Genomic DNA, 18,903 nt, shown 5'->3' with positions numbered 1-18,903 from the left:
TGACACCTTTTTCAGCAAAAAAACCGAACAAAGCGTTTTTTTTCAATCGCTTTTATCGATTAAAAATGATAGTTTTTGCCGTAGTGGGGTTAGGCAGAAAAGGGAATTAACGTTTATTGACCAGTTGTGGTCGCGGTTTGGCTGAGACCGCTTTGCTGGCCAGTTGGTCGAGCACTGTCGTCACAAGTTTGCGGGACAACCAGGCTTCGCCGTCGTACATCACCCGGACGGCACGGACAATGGCATGACGCTGCTGATGCAGCATAAAGCCTTTACAGCTGAATCCGGTCGCCTCCAGTCTGGCGTAGTCGGCTTCGTGTTCGGTAATGATAAGTGTCTTGATATCCGGTGCCCGCAAATAGGCATGCATGCAGATTTCATCAGCGGGCAACTTACTGCCCACGTCTGATAAAACCAGAATATCAGGACGTATGTCGCAGATAGTTTTAAGCATGACATCCGTCTCAGCCATGGCAATAGTATGCAACGTAATGCCAGACTGGCTTTGCAGCAGCGCCTTCTCTTTACTAATATCCTCGCCTATCAGACAGACTTTAATCATGCGTAAGGCCTCAACAAACTGGCAACCAGCCGCCATTGCTGTTCCCAGCCGGTCAGCGGCGATTGCCGGTAGCTGCTGCGAACATATTGCTGCATATGACCTTCAATGACTGTCAACAGCAGGTTGGCCGTTTCATTGACCGGACGGCCACCGGCCTCGGTCAGGCTCAGTTCACGTTCTCGCAGGATTTGACGGAACTGGGTCTCAAGCCGGTCAAAAAACTGGCTGACGCGCTGACGCAGACGTTCGGTTTCGCCAGTCAAAGCCGCACCGACCAGGACACTGGTAATGCCCGGATTCTTGGCACTGAATCCCAGCAAGAGGGTCATGATTTTTTCAATACGTGACAGGGCATTCTGATCTTCTTCGATAATCCGGCGAATCAGGCCGAACACGGTATCCTCGGCAAAGCCAATCAGGCCCTCAAACATGCGTGCTTTGCTGGGAAAGTGGCGGTAAAGTGCGGCTTCCGAGACATTGAGACTGGCTGCCAGCTTGGCCGTGGTGATGCGCTCGCCGGGGTGCTGCTCAAGCTGGCTGGCTAAAGCTTCCAGGATCTGCTGGCGACGAGAGCTTTTTGTCTCAGCCCGGCTTGGTTGTACATTGTCGTTCATCGTGCGCCCCCGCGAATCAGGGTGCCAACCCCTTCATCAGTAAACAGTTCCAGCAATACCGCATGCTGCACCCGGCCATCGATGATATGCGCCGTGGTGACACCAGCCCGAACCGCATCCAGGGCACAGCCGATTTTCGGCAACATACCGCCGTAAATCACGCCATCGTCGATTAATTCATTGACTTGTCTGGCATTTAGACCGGTCAGCAACTTGCCGTCAGCATCCAGCAGACCGGCCGTATTTGTCAATAAGATGAGTTTTTCCGCCTGCAGCACTTCGGCGATTTTACCTGCCACCAGATCGGCATTGATATTGTAGGACTCGCCATCTTTACCGACACCGATAGGGGCAATCACTGGAATGAAATCACTATGGATCAGCATATCGATGACACTGGTATCGATACTGGATACTTTGCCGACATGGCCCAGATCGATCATTTCAGAGGCTTTTACCGCCGGATCGTCGCTGCCCTGCGACACATGCAGTTTCTCGGCATATATCAGGCTGCCGTCCTTGCCGGTCAGGCCCACAGCCCGGCCACCATGACTATTAATCAGGTTAACGATGCTTTTATTGACCTGACCACCCAGTACCATTTCGACAATATCCATGGTCTCACTGTCTGTCACCCGCATGCCATTGATGAACTCGCTTTGTTTGCCCACGCGCTGCAGGAGGTCACCGATTTGCGGACCACCGCCGTGGACAATCACTGGATTGAGGCCGACCGCTTTCATCAGCACCACATCCCGCGCAAAGCTGTTTTTGAGATCCTCGTCGACCATGGCATTCCCACCGTATTTGATCACCAGGGTTTTGCCCGAAAAACGCTGGATATAGGGTAGCGCTTCAGTCAGAACCTGAGCGATATGGGTAGCACGTTGTGTGTTCAGACTCATGATGTTTGTTCTTCTAAAATAGTAAAGACAGCGTCGGCTTAATCTGCAGCATTTGCTGGATAAAGGCCTGTTTAATATATTCCAGTTCTTCCTTGCTGGTCGCCTCAAACCGCAAAGTCAGACCGGGTACGGTATTGGAGGCACGAACCAGCCCCCAGCCCTGAGGATAATCCACCCGGATGCCGTCTACCGTCGACAGCTTGCCACCGGCAAACTCGACATTGGCCTGCAACTGCTCGATGAAACGATGGCTCTCGCCCTCCGCCATTTCGACGATAATTTCCGGCGTGCTGACTCGCGATGGCAATGCCGCAAACACCTCGGTTGGTGTCCGTTCCAGCGGATCAGCGGCGAGCAATTCTAGCAAGCGGGCTGCTGAGTATAAAGCATCATCAAAGCCATACCAGCGGTCACGGAAGAAGAAATGTCCGGTCATTTCCCCGGCCAGCATCGCATTATGCTCGACCATCAGGCTTTTGATGACAGAATGACCTGACGGCGTCATGATCGGGTTGCCACCGGCGCGGCTGATCACCTCTTCCAGCATACTGGTTGATTTGACATCAAACAGAATCGTGGCGCCGGGTTGATCCACCAGCATATACTGCGCCATCAGCAGCAACAGCCTATCCGGCCAGATAATATTGCCGTCGCCATCGACCACGCCCAGTCTGTCACCGTCACCGTCATAAGCAAGGCCCAGTTCCGCTTCCTGTTCTTTAACGGTTTTAATCAAATCCTGCAGGTTTTCGGGCTGGCCCGGATCAGGGTGGTGATGCGGGAAACGCCCATCGACTTCGCAGAACAGTTCGGTGACGTGACAGCCCAGGGCATCGAACAAATCTGCCGCCACATTGCCGGCCACCCCGTTGCCGCAGTCAATCACGATGCGCATCGGCCGGCTCAGTTTGATTTCACCCGCAATACGATCAATATAAGCCTGCTTGATATTTTCCCGGCTCAACTGTCCCTGCCCCTGCTTGAGCCGTTTCTCCTTAATCCGGTCATACAGTTTGCTGACGCCCTCACCCAACAGCGTTTTGCCGCCGATGACGATCTTAAGACCGTTGAAGTCGGTGGGGTTGTGACTACCGGTAATCATGGCGCCGGTGTGGGTCTCAAGATGTTCGCAGGCGAAATAAACCATGGGGGTCGGTACCTGGCCGACATCAATCAGATCGCAACCGGTACTCAACACACCTTTGATAAAGGCCTGAGCCAGGCTGTCACTGCTGAGACGGCCATCCCGGCCCAGTACCAGCCTGGTTTGTGATTGCTCCAGTGCTTCGCTGGCAACCGCTTGCCCGAGTTGTTCCATCACCGCAGGTGTCAATTGACTATCAACCTTACCGCGCACATCGTAATGACGAAAAATCGCTTTGTCCGGCAAAGTGGGCACGTTTTTCTCTTGCTCCTTGGCTTGGGATAACTGAACTTTTGAAGCCTGGGCCAGCGCATGCTCTACGATTATTTCAGGCTCGGAAGACAGGAGAATTTCTTCCTCAATGGCTTCATCGACAGGCGCTTTCGGTTTCGGTGGTTTCGGCTGAATTCCCTTTTTAGGTACTACCAGATGACTGATATCAAGAGAAACCGGCTCAAGTGCGGTTACGCGCAGTCTATACTCTGGCTTGAGGCTGCTGTGCTGTAAATCATCCAACTGCTGCCTCAGTGTGTCGCTGTCCTGCCTGAGCAAACGTTGATGATAAAAGTCTCGAAACCACCATAAGATAATCAAGATAAAGGTCATAACAAATGCCGGCAACATAAAACCGGCAGCAGTGCTACGCTGCTCAGGCCAGTATTGCAGCGTCCAGTGGGTATTGGGAATCTCAGCCAAAAATAGTGGCTTACCCTGTTTGAACTGCGGGTTACCGTAGCCAGAGAGCTTGGTAGCAGCTTTTTGCCCCTGGCTTATTTCCAGGTAACCTGATGCCACCAGACTGTCATCGATTTGCTGATCCAGCCACGACGCCTTTACCGTCATCACCAGCGCCTTGACCGACGAATCGGTCGACTTTAGTTTCTGCGCCAGCAGTATATGCGCCTCATCGCTGCCCGGCTGCACCATGGCGATGTCAGACTGTGGTTTATCCTCTAACTGCCGCAGGCTGTCCAGTGTCAGGTAACTAATATCGAGACAGCCGTTATTACCGGGCTTATCGGGCAAACTCAGCAAAACACAGAAATGTTCCACTTCGGGCAACAGCTGTTTGATATTGTTCTGCCAGTCCAGAATATTTTTTTCGTCAGTACGGCTAAGCAAATTGGCCAGTTGCAAAGACTCAGCCAGTGTCGCCAACCTGGTCTGCTGATGGGAAACGGCGTTTCGCAGCGAAGCCTCAATGGCGGCAAATCGCTGCTGCTGCAATGCTGCTGTGACCGCAGCAGTCTGGCTTTGCTGCTGTTGCTGATAAAATTGCAGGCTCAGCAACAGCAGGATAACCGTCAGGGCCAGCAGGACAACACTGACCGTGTAACTGCTGGTTAAGGTTGTCAGTGCCGGCTTTTTCACTCCGCGCTCCGTCAGTGCCGTCCGGTATGGCCGAAACCGCCAGTGCCGCGCTCGGAGGTCGTGAACTCATCGACCTGCTCAAAACCGACCTGGACGACCGGGATAAACACCATCTGCGCGATGCGTTCACCGATATTGATCTCAAACGCGGTGTCGCCCCGGTTCCAGCACGAGACAAACACCTGCCCCTGATAGTCACTATCAATCAGACCGACCAGGTTACCCAGCACGATGCCATGTTTGTGGCCCAGGCCAGAACGCGGCAACAGCACGGCGGCAAGGCTGGGATCATCAATATGAATCGCCAGCCCGGTAGGAATCAGTAACGTCTCACCAGGGTTGAGCATGACCGGCTCATCGAGACAGGCGCGCAGATCGAGGCCTGCAGAGCCGGCAGTTGCGTAATCAGGCAGCTCAATAGAGTCGCCCAGTCGTGAATCAAGAATTTTCAGTTGAATTTTTTGCATCGAATTGTCTTATGATTAAAGTCATCAAGTCACGCGCCAGCTGCGTCTTGGGCGACAGTGGCAGCATGGCATCACCATCACGCCAGAATACCTGCAGCGCATTGTCATCAACGGCAAAGCCCTGATTCTCGCCAACCTGATTGGCGGCAATCATATCGAGGTTTTTGCGCATCAGTTTATCACGGGCATAATCAGCTACATGGCGGGTTTCTGCCGCAAATCCAACCACAAAGGTCTGCTGGTTTACCCGTTTACTGACGGCAGACACAATATCGGTGGTGGGTTCCAGTTCCAGCAGCAGACGATCATGCGTGGTTTTTTTGATTTTCTCGCTTTCCCGGCTTTGCGGACGAAAGTCGGACACGGCGGCACAGCTGATAAAAATATCACTGCCGGCTACCGCGCGCATCACGGCTTCGTGCATCTGTTCAGCGGTTTCTACATCAACGCGTCTGACGCCGCTGGGTGTTGGCAAATGAACAGGCCCTGCCACCAGCGTCACATCCGCGCCGGCTTCTTTCGCGGCCTGTGCCAGTGCAAAGCCCATCTTGCCGGAGCTGCGGTTACCGATAAAACGCACCGGGTCAATCGGCTCATAAGTCGGCCCGGCTGTGATCAGAACATGGCGTCCAACCAGTGCCCCCGGTACCACCAATCGTTTCAGTTCGGCCACAATATCCAGCGGCTCAAGCAAGCGGCCTTCACCCTGTTCACCACAGGCCTGATCCCCACTGGCTGGGCCAATAATCTGCACACCGCGTTGCCGCAAATGCGCCAGATTGTCCTGGGTCTGGGCATGGGACCACATCTTGTTGTTCATGGCCGGCGCCACGGCAATCGGTGAATCCGTTGCCAGACACAAAGCGGTCAGTAAATCATCACCACGTCCCTGCGCCAGTCTGGCAATGGTATCGGCACTGCCCGGCGCGATAAGTACCCAGTCAGCCCATCGGGCCAGCGCAATATGGCCCATCGCCGATTCCTGGTCGGCATCCAGCAGTTCAATCGCCACCGGATGACCACTCAGGGTCTGCAATGTCAGCGGGGTAATAAATTCCGTTGCACCGCGCGTCATGACTACACGGATTTCCGCCCCCTCATCACGCAGTCGCCGGATCAGATCAGCGCTTTTATAGGCGGCGATACTGCCACTGACACCCAGTACTATCTGTTTTCCGAGCAGCGGGCTGTCACTCATGATATGGCTTTCCCCATGGCCAGCTGTTTCAGCGTCATATCGCCCACTACCTCGGCCTGGGCATTACTGATAGCATTCAGCAAACCATCCACGCCGTCATCGGCCAGACTTTTAAGTGTGTAATTCACATTTTCCTCTGTTGTGCGCAGGCAATGCAGGACCGCAGCCACCTTGATGGCATCAACATCCTGAGCCGGTACATAACGGGTTTCGTCACCAGCGAGCTCCACCAGCAAGCCCCCTTTTTCCAGCGTGCCCAGCAGATCCTGGATGGCATTGTTGGTCAGCCCGGTCTGCTCTTCCAGTTCCTGAACCGTTAATGGCGGCTGCTTTTTGCAGAAGCGTTTGGCAATGACCGTCATCAGCCACAGTCCTTCTTTTTCACGCAGGCGAGGACTCAGGGTCAATGGTTTACCGGCCAGTTTCACCAGCTTGGGATGCTGCAGATAAAAAGCCACCTGAGAGCCGGTCAACAGAATAAACCAGGCCAGATACAACCAGATCATAAAAAAGAACAGAATCGCGAAACTGGAGTAAATCGCCGTGTAGTTGGACGAGGAGGCGACAAAGGATGCAAACAGGGTACCGATAGAAATCCACAACACCCCGGCCACGGTCGCCCCTATCAATGCGGGGGCCAGCTTCACTTTGGTATTGGGTATGAATTTATACAGGAAGGTGAAGGCCAGGATAATCATCACATAGGGCAGCAACTTGGTGCCTATTACGATCAAGGTGCCGAAGGGTTCAATCCCTCTCAGCGACTGCACAACTTCATGATTCAGTACGGTGGCCGCCAAACCCAGTGCCGAAAAGACCAGCACCGGCCCAATCATGATCACACTGAGATAATCGGTAAAGCGCCGGGTGATAGAACGTGAACGCTTGACCCGCCATACAAAGTTAAAGGCATTTTCAATTTTCTGCACCAGCGCGATGATGGTGTAAAACAACATCGCCAGACCCACCGAACCTAAAACGCCGACTTTAATGTTCTGCACAAACCCAATGATGTTCTCGGTGATTTCAGGTCCCCGCTCGCCCAGCGGTTCCAGCAGTCCCAGCAGTACCGGTTCCATTTGGTTGTGTACACCAAAAGCCTTGAGCACGGAAAATGCGACCGCAATCAGGGGTACTAGCGACAACAACGTGGTAAAGACCAGGCTCATGGCACGCAGATTAAGTTCACCGGCAGCCAGTTCCCGTCCCATAATAAAGCTGACTCTGAGGAAGTTCAGCCACAGCTTGTATAAAGGATTGGTCTCAGGCGGTATGTCCTGCCACAAACCGGTTTTAAAGAAATACTTAAGCTGGCTGAGTTTGGCGTCCAGTTGCCTCTGGTAATTTTGAATCATCAATTCAGACCGGATTATCAATATCTATGAAATGATGACGGATATTGAAGCGCTGCGCCAGATCTTCCCCCAGCGCCTGCACCCCGTAACGCTCGGTCGCATGATGACCGGCAGCGATATAATGAATGCCCAGTTCACGCGCCATATGCGTGGTAGGCTCCGATATCTCACCACTTAGAAACGCATCCAGTCCCAGCTCGGCTGCCTGTTGCAAAAAACCCTGCGCGGCGCCGGTACACCAGCCTATGGTGGTGATAGGCCGGTCATGGCCCTGCACAGCAAGCGGTTCCCGTCCCAGCACCTGACTGACGTGGAGGGAAAAATCCTTCAATGATCGCGGCTCGCTGAGACAACCACAAAGTCCAATTGCCGGATCGCCGGTACCGGAAATACGGCCGTCGACCTCCAGCCCCAGCTTGAGCGCCAGCTGGGCATTATTACCCAGCGTCTGATGGCCATCGAGCGGCAAATGATAGGCGAGCAGGTTGATGTCATGTTCCAGCAAGCGCTTCAGTCGACGCTGTTTCATACCGACAATGCGAGGATCTTCGCCGCGCCAGAAATAGCCATGATGCACCAGGATGGCATCAGCCCCGGCTTCAATCGCTGCGTCAATCAACGCCTCACTGGCAGTGACACCGGAAACCAGCGTTTCGATTTGGTCTTTTCCTTCAACCTGCAGACCGTTGGGGCAATAATCCTTGAAGCGGCCCGGATCCAGGGTTTCTTCGATATAGGCGAGAAGCGCTGTTCGGGTTATCATCAAATCAGTTCCTGTCCTGTCATGAGTTTCGTCATTATTGATGAACATGATGACGTCAGCCTGAACGCTTAGCCAGACTGCGGCCATAGCAGGGCTTGAATCCCTGGCATTGATTAGCCGCCACTATAGCAAAACGGAGACGAAAGCGATGGAAGCCGTCAATATTATCGCCCTGAGTATGGGCGCTGCATGGGCTAGTGGTATTAACTTATATGCCACCATTTTTATGCTTGGATACATGGGGCTGACCGGTAATATTGTCCTCCCTGAAGAACTGCAAGTGCTCAGTGACCCGCTGGTGATGACGGCAGCCGGGTTTATGTATTGTGTCGAATTCTTTGCCGACAAAATGCCCGGCGTTGATACCGGTTGGGACAGCCTGCACACCTTTATCCGTATTCCCGCCGGCGCCATGCTCGCTGCCAGCGCCGTCGGCGATGTCACCCCGGCGGTAGAACTCAGTGCCGCACTGCTGGGCGGCACATTAGCCGCAGGCAGTCATGCTACCAAAGCCGGCAGCCGGTTGTTAATCAATACTTCACCGGAACCTGTCAGCAACTGGGGCGCTTCAATCACTGAAGACTTACTGGTGATAGGCGGTCTGTGGACAGCACTCAACCATCCGCTGCTGTTCTTGATCGCGCTGGTGGCATTTGTCGTGCTGATGATTTGGCTGCTGCCCAGACTATGGCGTTTGATCAAAGAACTGTTCCGCCGTGTCGGCAGTTGGCTCGGTCTATGCCAACCCCCAGCGCCGCCGGAGCCGCCGCCGGCACAAGCCGATCCGACGCAGATTGAAAACAGTCCGGATAAGCGCTGGTAGACTCAGTCTTTACGTCGGTAAACCGTGCTGAACGGCGTACGCACCAGATCAAAAGCATCGCTGTAGCCGCTGATGGTCTCTGAAGCGCCCAGAAACAGATACCCCCCCTTGTTCAGTGACAAAGCCATACGTTTGAGAATGTCCTGTTTACGCTCACCGGAGAAATAGATCAGAACATTGCGGCAGAAAATGACATCAAATTTGCCCAGCGTGCTGAAGCCCTGCAGCAGGTTCTGTTCACGAAAACTGACCCGGTTACGTACTTCATCGATCACCCGCCAGCGCTCATCGACCTTACTGAAAAACTGCTGTCGGCGGCTGTCCGATAGGCCGCGGCCCAAAGCGACATTTTCATACTCAGCCTTTTTGGCCTGAACCAGCATTGAGGCGGAGATATCAGTAGCAATGATCTGGCTGCCGCCGAGCCTGGAGCCGGGATTCTTGCGCAAATACTCACTTAATATAATGCTGATGGTATAGGGCTCCTGACCAGAGGAGCAGGCCGATGACCAGATCTTGAGCGCCCCGTTGCCGCGCTGCTCAAACTCCGGCAGGACTACCTGTCCCAGGGTTTCAAATGGCTGCCCATCGCGAAACCACGAAGTTTCATTGGTAGTCATGGCATCAATCACCGCATCGCGCAGGTGTCGCGGCTGACCCTTTTCGATCGCCAGCATCAAAGCCGACAAGTTGGCGATATTTTCTTCCCGCATCAGCCGGGTCAGACGGCTCACAATCAGGTATTGTTTACCTTCACCCAACAGAATACCGCAGGCCTGTTCCAGGAATTGTCGGAAGCGCTGGTAATCAAAAGTGCTGATTTCTTGGGTTTGCTGCATGTCGGCCTGGCAGAAAAAAGTCAGAGAATATATAGCATTTATCGGTCAGAATGCTTAAACATTTACTTTAATATTAGTTAGATTGACAAACTTATGAAAAAACAATCGCAAAAATCGAAGGTCAGAAACGTGCTTGTGACCGGCTGCTCCAGTGGTATCGGCCTGCGGGCGACCGATATGCTGCAGGCGCACGGCTTCAATGTTGTTGCCACTGTACGTCAAGTTGAAGATAAGGTCATGCTGGAAAAGCGCAATATCAAAGTGGTTCTGATGGATCTGGACGATGAGAACAGTATCAATCAGGGCTTTGAACAGGCGCTGAAACTCCTTAATGGCAGACTCGACGGCCTCTTTAATAATGCCGCCTTCGGCCAGCCCGGCGCCGTTGAAGACCTGAGCCGGCAGGCACTGCGTGAACAGTTCGAAACCAATGTGTTCGGTACTCAGCAACTGACCAATCTGGCGATTTCCCAGATGCGCAAGCAGGGTTTCGGCCGCATCGTCTATAACAGCTCCGTACTCGGTTTTGTTTCGATGGCTTATCGCGGCGCCTACAATGCCAGTAAATATGCGATTGAAGGTCTCGCAGACACCCTGCGGCTGGAATTGGCCGATACCGATATCTTTGTCAGTCTGATCGAGCCCGGTCCCATTGCCAGTCGCTTCCGCGCCAATGCGTTTGCCCGCTATGAAAAACATATCGATATCAACACCAGTGCCCACTTTGAAACTTATGAAGCCCTGGAAGCCCGTCTGCAGAAAGAGGGCCCGGCTGCGCCGTTTACCCTGCCGCCAGACGCGGTGGTGGAAAAATGTCTGCATGCTTTTGAAGCCACAAGACCCAAAATCCGTTACTACGTGACTTTTCCGACCTATTTATTTGCTGTTTTGAAACGGCTGCTGCCACAGCGGGCGCTTGACTGGTTTTTGATAAAAGTGTCAGATAACGAGAAACGCGCCTGAAGGGGCCTGTTTCTTCTCATATGGGATTGTGTGAAGGCGGATAATGACTAATGCGCTCTCTATCGCGTAACAGCCTACAGTGGGTTGCTGCCACTAAAACATTCAGCAGCGTGCTGATCGCCGGCTTCATCGCGTTGATTGTTTTTGCTTATCTGTTTCATACCAACGCCCTTCCCGACCACTCTGATCTTGTCACGGCCGTACTCTATTACACGCTGGCTGGCCTGGTACTGGTCGTTCTCGCTACGCTGTTTGCTGTACGTCACTACCAGACACTGACGCGCCCGCTGGAAAACCTAGATCAGATTACACAGGCTTTACCGCTGTTATCAGCCAAGAAATACGACGAAGCGCGGCAAATCTTTGAATCCACCGGGGAGCATTCCCGCTTGCAGGAAATCAGTGATCTGCTGAAAGCTTCCAAGCAGCTGTCCAGTGTATTGGAACAGCTGGACCAGAATGTCAGCCAGCGCTCCAAGATGCTGCATGCGGCCAATGAAGAACTGCGTGGGGAACGCGACTTTGTTAAAAACCTGCTGGATACGGCACAGCTGATTATTCTCACCATTGATGCCGACTTTAAACTCACGATGTTCAATGACTACGGCGAAAAAATTACCGGTTTCAGCGAAGCTGAAGTGCTCAACTCGGATGTCGCACGCTTTTTCCCTGCCGGTAACTGGACTGAAGCCCTGACCTTATTCAGAGAACTCTCCGCCGGCAACCTCCAGATTGCCCAGCAGGAATCGGAGCTGATTGATAAAAACGGCCATATCCGGGATATTTCCTGGCTACATTCGCGCATTGAAAACAATGTCAATCAGTCGGTATTAATGTCTGTCGGTCTGGATATGACCGAAAAGAAGGAGGCGGAAAAACGCATCGTCTGGATGGCCGAGCATGATCCGCTTACTGATTTGTGTAACCGCCGCAAGTTTGTCGAGGAATTCGAAAAATCCTTGCGCACCGCGCTTCGATATAACCACAACAACACACTGTTGTTCCTGGATCTGGATCAATTCAAGGATATTAATGACACCAGCGGCCACCGTGCCGGCGACGAGTTGCTCAAACTGGTAGCAAAAACGCTCAAGCAGGTGGTGCGTTATACCGATTTGGTCGCCAGACTGGGAGGTGATGAATTCGCCGTGCTGATGCCGGAGACCGATGAACTGGGCGCCGTCACTTTATCGAAAAAGATTTTGCTTGAACTCAACAAGATTCAACTGGAATACGGTACGGTCAAACACAAAGTAACCGGCAGTATCGGCGTAGTGGGATTTCCGCTGCATGATGCGACCATTCATGAACTGATGGGCTTTGCCGATCTGGCCATGTACAAGGCCAAATCCGCCGGCAAAAACACCTATCATGTGTTCTCTGCCGACGATCAGACCCGCGAACAGCTGGAAACGAGGGTGTTCTGGAAGCACAAAATCGAAGAAGCGCTGGAGAACAATCATTTTGTGCTCCACTACCAGCCAATTTTAAATATCGAACACAACACGATTCAGCACTACGAAGTGCTGATCCGGATGCGCGATCCAGGCAGCGGCGAGATACGGATGCCGGGCAAGTTTATCGAGATCGCTGAAGAGGTCGGCCTGATTCAGAGCATCGACCAGTTTGTGATTCAGCAGGGCATTCGACAGCTCAGCAAACTACAGAAAGAGGGCAAGGACGTTAAATTCGCCATCAATCTTTCGGGCTCCATGGTCGATGCACCGGTGTTATTGCCATTTCTGAAACGAGTCATCAAAAAATATGAGGTCGACCCGTCCAGACTCATTTTTGAGGTCACCGAAACCGCAGCGGTATCCAATCTGCAGCAGGCAAAACTGATGATGACCGCAATCAAAGCACTGGGCTGCCAGTTCTCACTGGATGATTTCGGGGTCGGCTTTGCTTCATTCAGCTATATGCGTCAACTACCGATTGATATCATCAAAATCGACGGTATCTTTATCAAGGATCTGGACAAAAACGCCGATGATCAGCTGTTTGTAAAAGCCCTGATTGATGTCGCCAAAGGGCTGGGCCGCAAAACCATCGCCGAATTTGTCGAAAACAAGGACATCCTCACCCTGCTACGTCAGTATGGTGTCGATTACGCGCAGGGATATCATATCGGCCGCCCGGAAGCCCGTATTCTTAAAAACACCGACTGGCAGCCGCTGGAAGAAGAGACCCGGTTTACCATCATCAATGAACAGGATAGAGATAGCGCGTCATAATCGTGCACTGCTTGAACGCGGGTCTTCAAATTGGTGCAACCGCTGCCCTGAAACAAACACGCACACACACTATCCATCTGTTTTAATTAGATTTTCTAATTTGGCATAGTATATGCCCATTATCAGCAAGCAGCATTTTGTTAATTGCTTTCTTGTTGATGATGGGAGTTTCTGATGTCGTATGTAAAACCCAATGAGTTTGTAAAAACCATGGTGGATGCGGGCGAATCCAAGTTATTTATGGCGCCCCGGGATGTATTAATTCGGTCCTTTATGGCCGGCGCCATTCTGGCCATTGCCGTTGCCTTGGCGGTCACCGCCGCTGTGCAGACCGGATACCCGATAGTCGGTGCGCTTATTTTCCCGGTGGGTTTTTGTATTCTGAATCTGCTTGGCTTTGATCTGTTAACCGGGGTCTTTGCCCTGGTGCCTCTGGCGCTGTTTGATAAACGTCCCGGCGCCACGATGTCCGGTATGTTCAAAAACTGGGGTCTGGTGGGCCTGGGGAATCTGCTGGGCGCCCTGTTTTCCGCCACTTTGATTGCCATCTCCTTCACCTATTCTTTTTCCGCCGAACCTACCGCCGTTGGCAAAGCCTTTGCCGGTGCCGCCGAAGCACGCACACTGGGCTTTGCTGAATACGGTGCCGCCGGTTGGTTCACCGTGTTTGTCAAAGGCATCCTCTGTAACTGGATGGTATCTATTGGCGTCGTCGGCGCTATGTATTCCAAAACCGTGGGTGGCAAGGTGATCGCAATGTGGATGCCGATTCTGATCTTCTTCGGTCTGGTGTTTGAGCATGCCGTGGTCAATATGTACCTGTTCCCGCTGGGCATGATGATGGGCGCGCCTATTACTATCGGAGACTGGCTGTTCTGGAACGAGATTCCGGTCATCCTTGGTAACCTCGTCGGTGGTCTGCTGCTGACCGGTACTGTGCTGTATGCCACTCACCTGAGACCAGGCCAGGTTCGTAAACCGGTTGTCAGCAGTGATTCTGCCGACGCCGTCAAAGCCTGATTATTTTCCCCTGCCTGCCGGCGCTGAATCAGCGCCGGCTTTCTCTCGAAAAATAGGAGTCAACATGGATAAAGTCGCCATGACCGAGGCCATTATCGTGGCCAAAAAAACCAAAAACCTGAGCTGGGAACAAATCGGTGAGGCCATCGGCATGTCACCGGTTTGGACCACCTCGGCCTGCCTGGGCATGAACAGCATGCCGGAAGACACCGCCACCGCACTGTGCCGGTTTATGGAACTGCCGGCAGAAGTCAGCCAGGCATTGCAGGAATATCCGACCAAAGTCTGGGACCAGGCGGTACCGACCGATCCACTGATTTATCGCTTGTATGAAATCGTGGGTGTCTATGGTCCGACACTGAAGGAAGTGATTCAGGAAAAATTCGGTGACGGCATTATGAGTGCGATTGACTTTAATATGTCGGTCGAGCATAAAGCTGACCCCAAGGGTGATCGCGTAGTCGTCACGATGGACGGTAAATTCCTGCCCTACAAAGCCTGGTAGAAAAACAGGGCGCTCAGAACTTGGCTGAGCGCCCTAATAGCTTGTTTTTCTCTCATCTCCGCCTCTGTTGAGACTGGCAAATGGGAAAGCCTCAAACAGGGCAAAAACCGTGACTTGTAGTCACCCTGCATAAGCACTTCGCGACGTAGGGTAACGCTTTTTTAGTGAAGTACTAATTCCTTGAACACCAGTTTTTCGCCTTCGACATCGACGTTTACGGTATCTCCCGCTTTGAACTTGCCTGACAGTAGATCCTGCGCCAACGGGTTTTCTATCTCGTGCTGAATCACCCGTTTCAGCGGCCGGGCACCGTATACAGGGTCAAAACCTTCTGCAGCAACCAGATCCAGCGCTTCCTCGCTCAACTGCAGTTTGATATCGCGCTCGCCGAGACGGGCACGCAAATGCGCCAGTTGAATATCGGCAATCGCCCGGATTTGGTCCTGCTGAAGCGGATGGAACACCACCACATCATCGACCCGGTTGATGAATTCGGGACGGAAGTGCTGGCCGACAATCTCCATCACCGCCGACTTCATTTCTTCATAATGCTCTTCACCAGCCATTTCCTGAATCACACTGGAACCGAGATTCGAGGTCATGACAATCACGGTATTACGGAAATCCACCGTACGGCCCTGACCATCTGTCAGGCGGCCATCATCCAGCACCTGCAACAGCACGTTGAAGACATCCGGATGTGCCTTTTCCACTTCATCCAGCAGAATCACCGAATAGGGTTTGCGGCGGACCGCTTCGGTCAGATAACCGCCTTCCTCGTAACCGACATAGCCCGGCGGCGCACCGACCAGACGCGCGACCGAGTGCTTTTCCATAAACTCGGACATATCAATCCGAATCATGGATTCCTCGGTATCGAACAGGAAGCTCGCCAGCGCCTTACATAGTTCGGTTTTACCGACACCGGTAGGCCCCAGAAACAGGAAGGAGCCGTTGGGCCGGTTGGGATCAGACAAACCTGCGCGGCTGCGGCGAATCGCATTAGCTACCGAACTCACTGCCTCATCCTGACCAATCACCCGCAGATGCAGCGCCTCATCCATTTTCAGCAGTTTTTCGCGCTCGCCTTCCAGCATTTTGGAGACAGGAATGCCGGTCCACTTCGATACGACCTCGGCAATCTCTTCCTCACCGACTTTGTTCCGCAGCAAAGTGAATTCCTGCATTTCGGCCTGGGTCGCGATATCGAGTTGTTTCTCCAGCTCCGGAATACGACCGTATTGCAGCTTCGCCATTTTTTCGTAGTCGGCGTTACGGTTGGCTGACTCCAGTTCCTGACGGGCTTTTTCCAGCTCTTCCTTGACATGCTGACTGCCGTGCAGCGCCGCTTTTTCCGACTTCCAGACTTCTTCCAGATCGGTATATTCGCGGGCCAGCTTTTTCATTTCGCTTTCCAGCGTTTCCAGCCGTTTTTTAGAGGCTTCGTCGCTTTCTTTCTGCAGGGCCACACGTTCAATCTTAAGCTGAATCAAACGGCGTTCCAGGCGGTCCAGGGATTCGGGCTTGGAGTCAATTTCCATCCGGATACGGCTGGCCGCCTCATCAATCAGATCGATGGCCTTATCCGGCAGTTTGCGATCCGTGATATAACGATGCGACAGCGTCGCCGCAGCCACAATCGCCGGGTCGGTAATATCAACACCGTGATGCAGTTCATAGCGCTCACTCAGACCGCGCAGAATGGCAATAGTGGATTCTACCGTCGGCTCGCCGACCATCACTTTCTGGAAGCGGCGTTCCAGCGCTGCATCTTTTTCGACGTACTGGCGGTACTCATCCAGTGTGGTGGCGCCGATACAATGCAACTCGCCCCGTGCCAGCGCGGGTTTGAGCATATTACCGGCATCCATCGCGCCTTCTGCTTTGCCGGCGCCGACCATGGTATGAATCTCATCGATAAACAGAATGATTTGGCCTTCCTGTTTGGACAGGTCATTGAGCACCGCTTTGAGGCGCTCTTCAAATTCACCGCGGAATTTGGCACCGGCAATCAATGAACCCATGTCCAGCACCAGTACCCGTTTATGCTTCATACCGTCCGGTACTTCACCATTAACGATACGCTGGGCGAGGCCTTCGACAATCGCGGTTTTACCGACACCGGGCTCACCGATGAGCACCGGGTTATTCTTGGTCCGGCGTTGCAAAACCTGGATGGTGCGGCGGATTTCATCATCGCGGCCAATCACCGGGTCCAGCTTGCCTTCTTCGGCCCGGGCAGTCAGATCGATGGTAAATTTCTCCAGCGCCTGGCGCTGTTCTTCTGCATTCGGATCAGTCACACGTTCTCCCCCACGCATTTTTTCTATCGCCGCTTCCAGTTTGGCCTTGGTCGCGCCATGTTCACGCAGCAGTTCGCCGGCACGGGTTTTATCATCCACCAGCGCCAGAACAAAAAGCTCACTGGAAATATATTGGTCATTACGTTTCTGTGCCAGCTTATCAGTTTGGTTAAGCAGGCGGCTGACATCCTGCGATACGTGAATATCACCGCTGGCGCCCTCGACAGTTGCAAGCCGCGATAATTGCTGTTCCAGTTCGGCCTGGTAAGCAGGGACGTTAACCCCACTTTGCTGCAGAATCGGCTTAACGCTGCCGTTTTGCTGCTGAAGCAAGGCCAGCATCAGGTGCACCGGCTCAATAAACTGATGATCGCGACCGACCGCCATGCTCTGTGCCGCTGCCAGCGCTTCCTGGAATTTGCTGGTTAATTTATCGATCTGCATGAATAATTTCCCTTAAAAAAGTGTGTTATCTGGGAAATGGGGGAAGTCGTTCCGGATTTCAAGACTGAAATCAGTAAGATAAGTCGGCTGGAGTTTCGATCGCCTGACGGATATGCTCCAGGCTGATTTTGGACGCAGGTTCTGTGATCTGCAAAGCGGGATGTAAAGTCAGGGTGACACGATCGGGCGTGAACGGGGCCATAAACACCTGCCCTTCAGCCTTGACGCCATCAATGCGGACGGGGTACACAGCAGCACCGCTCCAAGCAGCAAGGCGAACCACACCGCCTTTAATTGGCCTGGGTGGATCACTGTCGAGATGAATTTTGCCATGCGGAAATAAGGCGATGACTTCGCCCCGCTCCAGTGCACGTCTGGCCGTGCGTAATGCCTGTTCCGGACGGCCTTTACGATCGACTGGAATACAGCCTGCCAGGCGGAACAGCCAGTGCACCACCGGGCGCTGATACTCTTCGGTGGCAATCAGAAAACGTAACGGCCGGCGGCTGGCCGCAATCAGCAATAAAGGGTCCAGACCAGACACATGATTGGCAACAACGATGGCCGGCCCGGTCACGGGTAAATCAAGCTGAGTCTCAGACTTGACCCCATGCAGATAACGACAGATAAGCCGGGTCCAGCCATCCAGCCAGTTCACATGCGCACCGCCCCAGTCAGTCCGAGCATGAAACAGGCCGATACCCACCACGAGACTGATACTCAGTCCTGCAATCCACCAGCCCATATCAGCCCTGAAAAGGGGCAGGATCCCCCATGCCGACGCGGACCACTTCCGGCAAGTCATCAATAAACTCAATCACGGTGGTGGGTTCAGCGCCGCAAGCTCCTCCATCAATGATCAAATCCACCTGCTTGCCGATCGCTTCTTCGATATCCGCCGCCTCGGTCATGGGTAAGTCGTCGCCCGGCAAAATCAACGTCGAACTCATCAATGGCTCATCCAGTTCTTCCAGCAGCGCCAGGGCAATAGGATGGGTGGGAATCCGCAAACCAATCGATTTTTTCTTGGGGTGTTGCAGCCGGCGCGGGACCTCTTTGGTGGCAGGCAGGATAAAGGTATATGGCCCGGGCGTGTAGGCCTTGAGCAGACGAAACACGGCATTATTGAATTTGGCGTAGGTCGACAGCTCTGACAGATCACGGCAGGCCAGGGTGAAATTATGATCCTGATCCAGATCACGCAGCCGGCGGATCCGCTCCATCGCTGATTTATCGCCGATATAGCAACCCAGTGCGTAACCGGAGTCGGTGGGATAAACCACCAGGCCCCCGTCACGGATGATCTTACAGGCCTGTTTTATCAGGCGGAGTTGTGGGTTCTCGGGGTGAATCTGGAAAAACTGACTCATGACTTGCTCTTTATTGTTAGTTG

General features: G+C 53.1%; 17 protein-coding genes. 5 read left to right on the top strand and 12 right to left on the bottom strand.

The genetic code is table 11. The features are described 5' to 3' along the window. Nucleotides 1-106: 106 nt before the first annotated feature. Genes FH755_RS07500 through FH755_RS07465 form a run of 8 tightly spaced genes read right to left on the bottom strand, consistent with a single transcriptional unit; the run spans nucleotide 107 to nucleotide 8,379 of the window. Nucleotides 107-562 (bottom strand): hypothetical protein, encoded by a 456-nt coding sequence (locus FH755_RS07500; protein WP_292440132.1) that lies wholly within the window; start codon nucleotides 560-562, stop codon nucleotides 107-109. After that, nucleotides 559-1,176 (bottom strand): nucleoid occlusion factor SlmA, encoded by a 618-nt coding sequence (slmA, locus tag FH755_RS07495; RefSeq protein ID WP_292440130.1) that lies wholly within the window; start codon nucleotides 1,174-1,176, stop codon nucleotides 559-561. The genes FH755_RS07500 and slmA overlap by 4 nt, the downstream gene beginning before the upstream one ends. Continuing rightward, nucleotides 1,173-2,081 (bottom strand): acetylglutamate kinase, encoded by a 909-nt coding sequence (gene argB / locus FH755_RS07490; protein ID WP_292440128.1) that lies wholly within the window; start codon nucleotides 2,079-2,081, stop codon nucleotides 1,173-1,175. Before argB ends, slmA begins: the two co-directional genes overlap by 4 nt. Nucleotides 2,082-2,094: 13 nt before the next feature. Further along, nucleotides 2,095-4,596, bottom strand: a complete 2,502-nt coding sequence (locus tag FH755_RS07485; protein WP_292440125.1) for a phosphomannomutase/phosphoglucomutase — start codon at nucleotides 4,594-4,596, stop codon at nucleotides 2,095-2,097. Nucleotides 4,597-4,607: 11 nt separating this feature from the next. After that, nucleotides 4,608-5,063 (bottom strand): dUTP diphosphatase, encoded by a 456-nt coding sequence (gene dut / locus FH755_RS07480; protein WP_292440124.1) that lies wholly within the window; start codon nucleotides 5,061-5,063, stop codon nucleotides 4,608-4,610. After that, nucleotides 5,035-6,261, bottom strand: a complete 1,227-nt coding sequence (coaBC, locus tag FH755_RS07475; RefSeq protein WP_292440122.1) for a bifunctional phosphopantothenoylcysteine decarboxylase/phosphopantothenate--cysteine ligase CoaBC — start codon at nucleotides 6,259-6,261, stop codon at nucleotides 5,035-5,037. Before coaBC ends, dut begins: the two co-directional genes overlap by 29 nt. Next, complete coding sequence (locus FH755_RS07470) at nucleotides 6,258-7,616, bottom strand: YhjD/YihY/BrkB family envelope integrity protein (protein WP_292440120.1); 1,359 nt, start codon at nucleotides 7,614-7,616, stop codon at nucleotides 6,258-6,260. Before FH755_RS07470 ends, coaBC begins: the two co-directional genes overlap by 4 nt. Before the next feature lie 4 nt (nucleotides 7,617-7,620). After that, nucleotides 7,621-8,379: a Nif3-like dinuclear metal center hexameric protein gene (locus FH755_RS07465; protein WP_292440118.1), complete on the bottom strand. Its 759-nt coding sequence runs from the start codon at nucleotides 8,377-8,379 to the stop codon at nucleotides 7,621-7,623. Nucleotides 8,380-8,527: 148 nt separating this feature from the next. Here FH755_RS07465 and FH755_RS07460 point away from each other — a divergent pair, with 148 nt between their 5' ends. Further along, nucleotides 8,528-9,202, top strand: a complete 675-nt coding sequence (locus FH755_RS07460; protein WP_292440116.1) for a DUF4126 domain-containing protein — start codon at nucleotides 8,528-8,530, stop codon at nucleotides 9,200-9,202. A 2-nt stretch (nucleotides 9,203-9,204) separates the two neighbouring features. Here the strand turns inward: FH755_RS07460 and FH755_RS07455 are convergent, their stop codons facing one another. Then, the gene (locus FH755_RS07455; protein WP_292440114.1) at nucleotides 9,205-10,041 is read right to left on the bottom strand and encodes a protein-glutamate O-methyltransferase CheR; all 837 of its coding nucleotides are present in this window, start codon (nucleotides 10,039-10,041) and stop codon (nucleotides 9,205-9,207) included. A 93-nt stretch (nucleotides 10,042-10,134) separates the two neighbouring features. On the opposite strand from FH755_RS07455, the gene FH755_RS07450 reads away from it, so the two are divergent. From FH755_RS07450 to cynS, 4 genes are all read left to right on the top strand, one after another. Then, nucleotides 10,135-11,004 carry an SDR family NAD(P)-dependent oxidoreductase gene (locus tag FH755_RS07450; protein WP_292440113.1) on the top strand — a complete coding sequence of 290 codons (870 nt, stop codon included), beginning with the start codon at nucleotides 10,135-10,137 and terminating at the stop codon, nucleotides 11,002-11,004. Nucleotides 11,005-11,054: 50 nt separating this feature from the next. Beyond that, nucleotides 11,055-13,238 carry an EAL domain-containing protein gene (locus FH755_RS07445; RefSeq protein WP_292440111.1) on the top strand — a complete coding sequence of 728 codons (2,184 nt, stop codon included), beginning with the start codon at nucleotides 11,055-11,057 and terminating at the stop codon, nucleotides 13,236-13,238. A gap of 174 nt (nucleotides 13,239-13,412) precedes the next feature. After that, nucleotides 13,413-14,258, top strand: a complete 846-nt coding sequence (locus FH755_RS07440) for a formate/nitrite transporter family protein (RefSeq protein ID WP_292440109.1) — start codon at nucleotides 13,413-13,415, stop codon at nucleotides 14,256-14,258. Nucleotides 14,259-14,322: 64 nt separating this feature from the next. Then, nucleotides 14,323-14,763 (top strand): cyanase, encoded by a 441-nt coding sequence (cynS, locus tag FH755_RS07435; RefSeq protein WP_292440107.1) that lies wholly within the window; start codon nucleotides 14,323-14,325, stop codon nucleotides 14,761-14,763. 161 nt (nucleotides 14,764-14,924) lie between these two features. Here cynS and clpB read toward each other — a convergent pair whose 3' ends face one another. From clpB to FH755_RS07420, 3 genes are all read right to left on the bottom strand, one after another. Beyond that, a complete protein-coding gene (gene clpB, locus FH755_RS07430; protein ID WP_292440106.1) occupies nucleotides 14,925-17,510 on the bottom strand; it encodes an ATP-dependent chaperone ClpB in 2,586 nt (861 codons plus the stop codon). A gap of 70 nt (nucleotides 17,511-17,580) precedes the next feature. After that, the gene (locus FH755_RS07425) at nucleotides 17,581-18,255 is read right to left on the bottom strand and encodes a lysophospholipid acyltransferase family protein (protein ID WP_292440104.1); all 675 of its coding nucleotides are present in this window, start codon (nucleotides 18,253-18,255) and stop codon (nucleotides 17,581-17,583) included. Between the two features lies 1 nt (nucleotide 18,256). After that, nucleotides 18,257-18,880, bottom strand: coding sequence for an L-threonylcarbamoyladenylate synthase (locus FH755_RS07420; protein ID WP_292440103.1), 624 nt, complete (start codon nucleotides 18,878-18,880; stop codon nucleotides 18,257-18,259). Between the last annotated feature and the right edge of the window lie 23 nt (nucleotides 18,881-18,903).

This window comes from Methylophaga sp., assembly GCF_009711715.1.
Classification (GTDB): domain Bacteria; phylum Pseudomonadota; class Gammaproteobacteria; order Nitrosococcales; family Methylophagaceae; genus Methylophaga.
The sequence above is the reverse complement of the archived record's forward strand: the minus strand, read 5'-3'. Positions and strand labels throughout refer to the sequence as shown.

Bases quoted from the DNA above. Each gene is read 5' to 3' on its own strand.
- FH755_RS07470 (WP_292440120.1), bottom strand. From the start codon at position 7,616: ATGATTCAAAATTACCAGAGGCAACTGGACGCCAAACTCAGCCAGCTT.
- FH755_RS07465 (WP_292440118.1), bottom strand. From the start codon at position 8,379: ATGATAACCCGAACAGCGCTTCTCGCCTATATCGAAGAAACCCTGGAT.
- FH755_RS07425 (WP_292440104.1), bottom strand. From the start codon at position 18,255: ATGGGCTGGTGGATTGCAGGACTGAGTATCAGTCTCGTGGTGGGTATC.
- cynS (WP_292440107.1), top strand. From the start codon at position 14,323: ATGGATAAAGTCGCCATGACCGAGGCCATTATCGTGGCCAAAAAAACC.
- FH755_RS07420 (WP_292440103.1), bottom strand. From the start codon at position 18,880: ATGAGTCAGTTTTTCCAGATTCACCCCGAGAACCCACAACTCCGCCTG.
- dut (WP_292440124.1), bottom strand. From the start codon at position 5,063: ATGCAAAAAATTCAACTGAAAATTCTTGATTCACGACTGGGCGACTCT.
- FH755_RS07440 (WP_292440109.1), top strand. From the start codon at position 13,413: ATGTCGTATGTAAAACCCAATGAGTTTGTAAAAACCATGGTGGATGCG.
- coaBC (WP_292440122.1), bottom strand. From the start codon at position 6,261: ATGAGTGACAGCCCGCTGCTCGGAAAACAGATAGTACTGGGTGTCAGT.
- FH755_RS07455 (WP_292440114.1), bottom strand. From the start codon at position 10,041: ATGCAGCAAACCCAAGAAATCAGCACTTTTGATTACCAGCGCTTCCGA.
- FH755_RS07445 (WP_292440111.1), top strand. From the start codon at position 11,055: ATGCGCTCTCTATCGCGTAACAGCCTACAGTGGGTTGCTGCCACTAAA.
- FH755_RS07500 (WP_292440132.1), bottom strand. From the start codon at position 562: ATGATTAAAGTCTGTCTGATAGGCGAGGATATTAGTAAAGAGAAGGCG.
- clpB (WP_292440106.1), bottom strand. From the start codon at position 17,510: ATGCAGATCGATAAATTAACCAGCAAATTCCAGGAAGCGCTGGCAGCG.
- argB (WP_292440128.1), bottom strand. From the start codon at position 2,081: ATGAGTCTGAACACACAACGTGCTACCCATATCGCTCAGGTTCTGACT.
- FH755_RS07460 (WP_292440116.1), top strand. From the start codon at position 8,528: ATGGAAGCCGTCAATATTATCGCCCTGAGTATGGGCGCTGCATGGGCT.
- slmA (WP_292440130.1), bottom strand. From the start codon at position 1,176: ATGAACGACAATGTACAACCAAGCCGGGCTGAGACAAAAAGCTCTCGT.
- FH755_RS07450 (WP_292440113.1), top strand. From the start codon at position 10,135: ATGAAAAAACAATCGCAAAAATCGAAGGTCAGAAACGTGCTTGTGACC.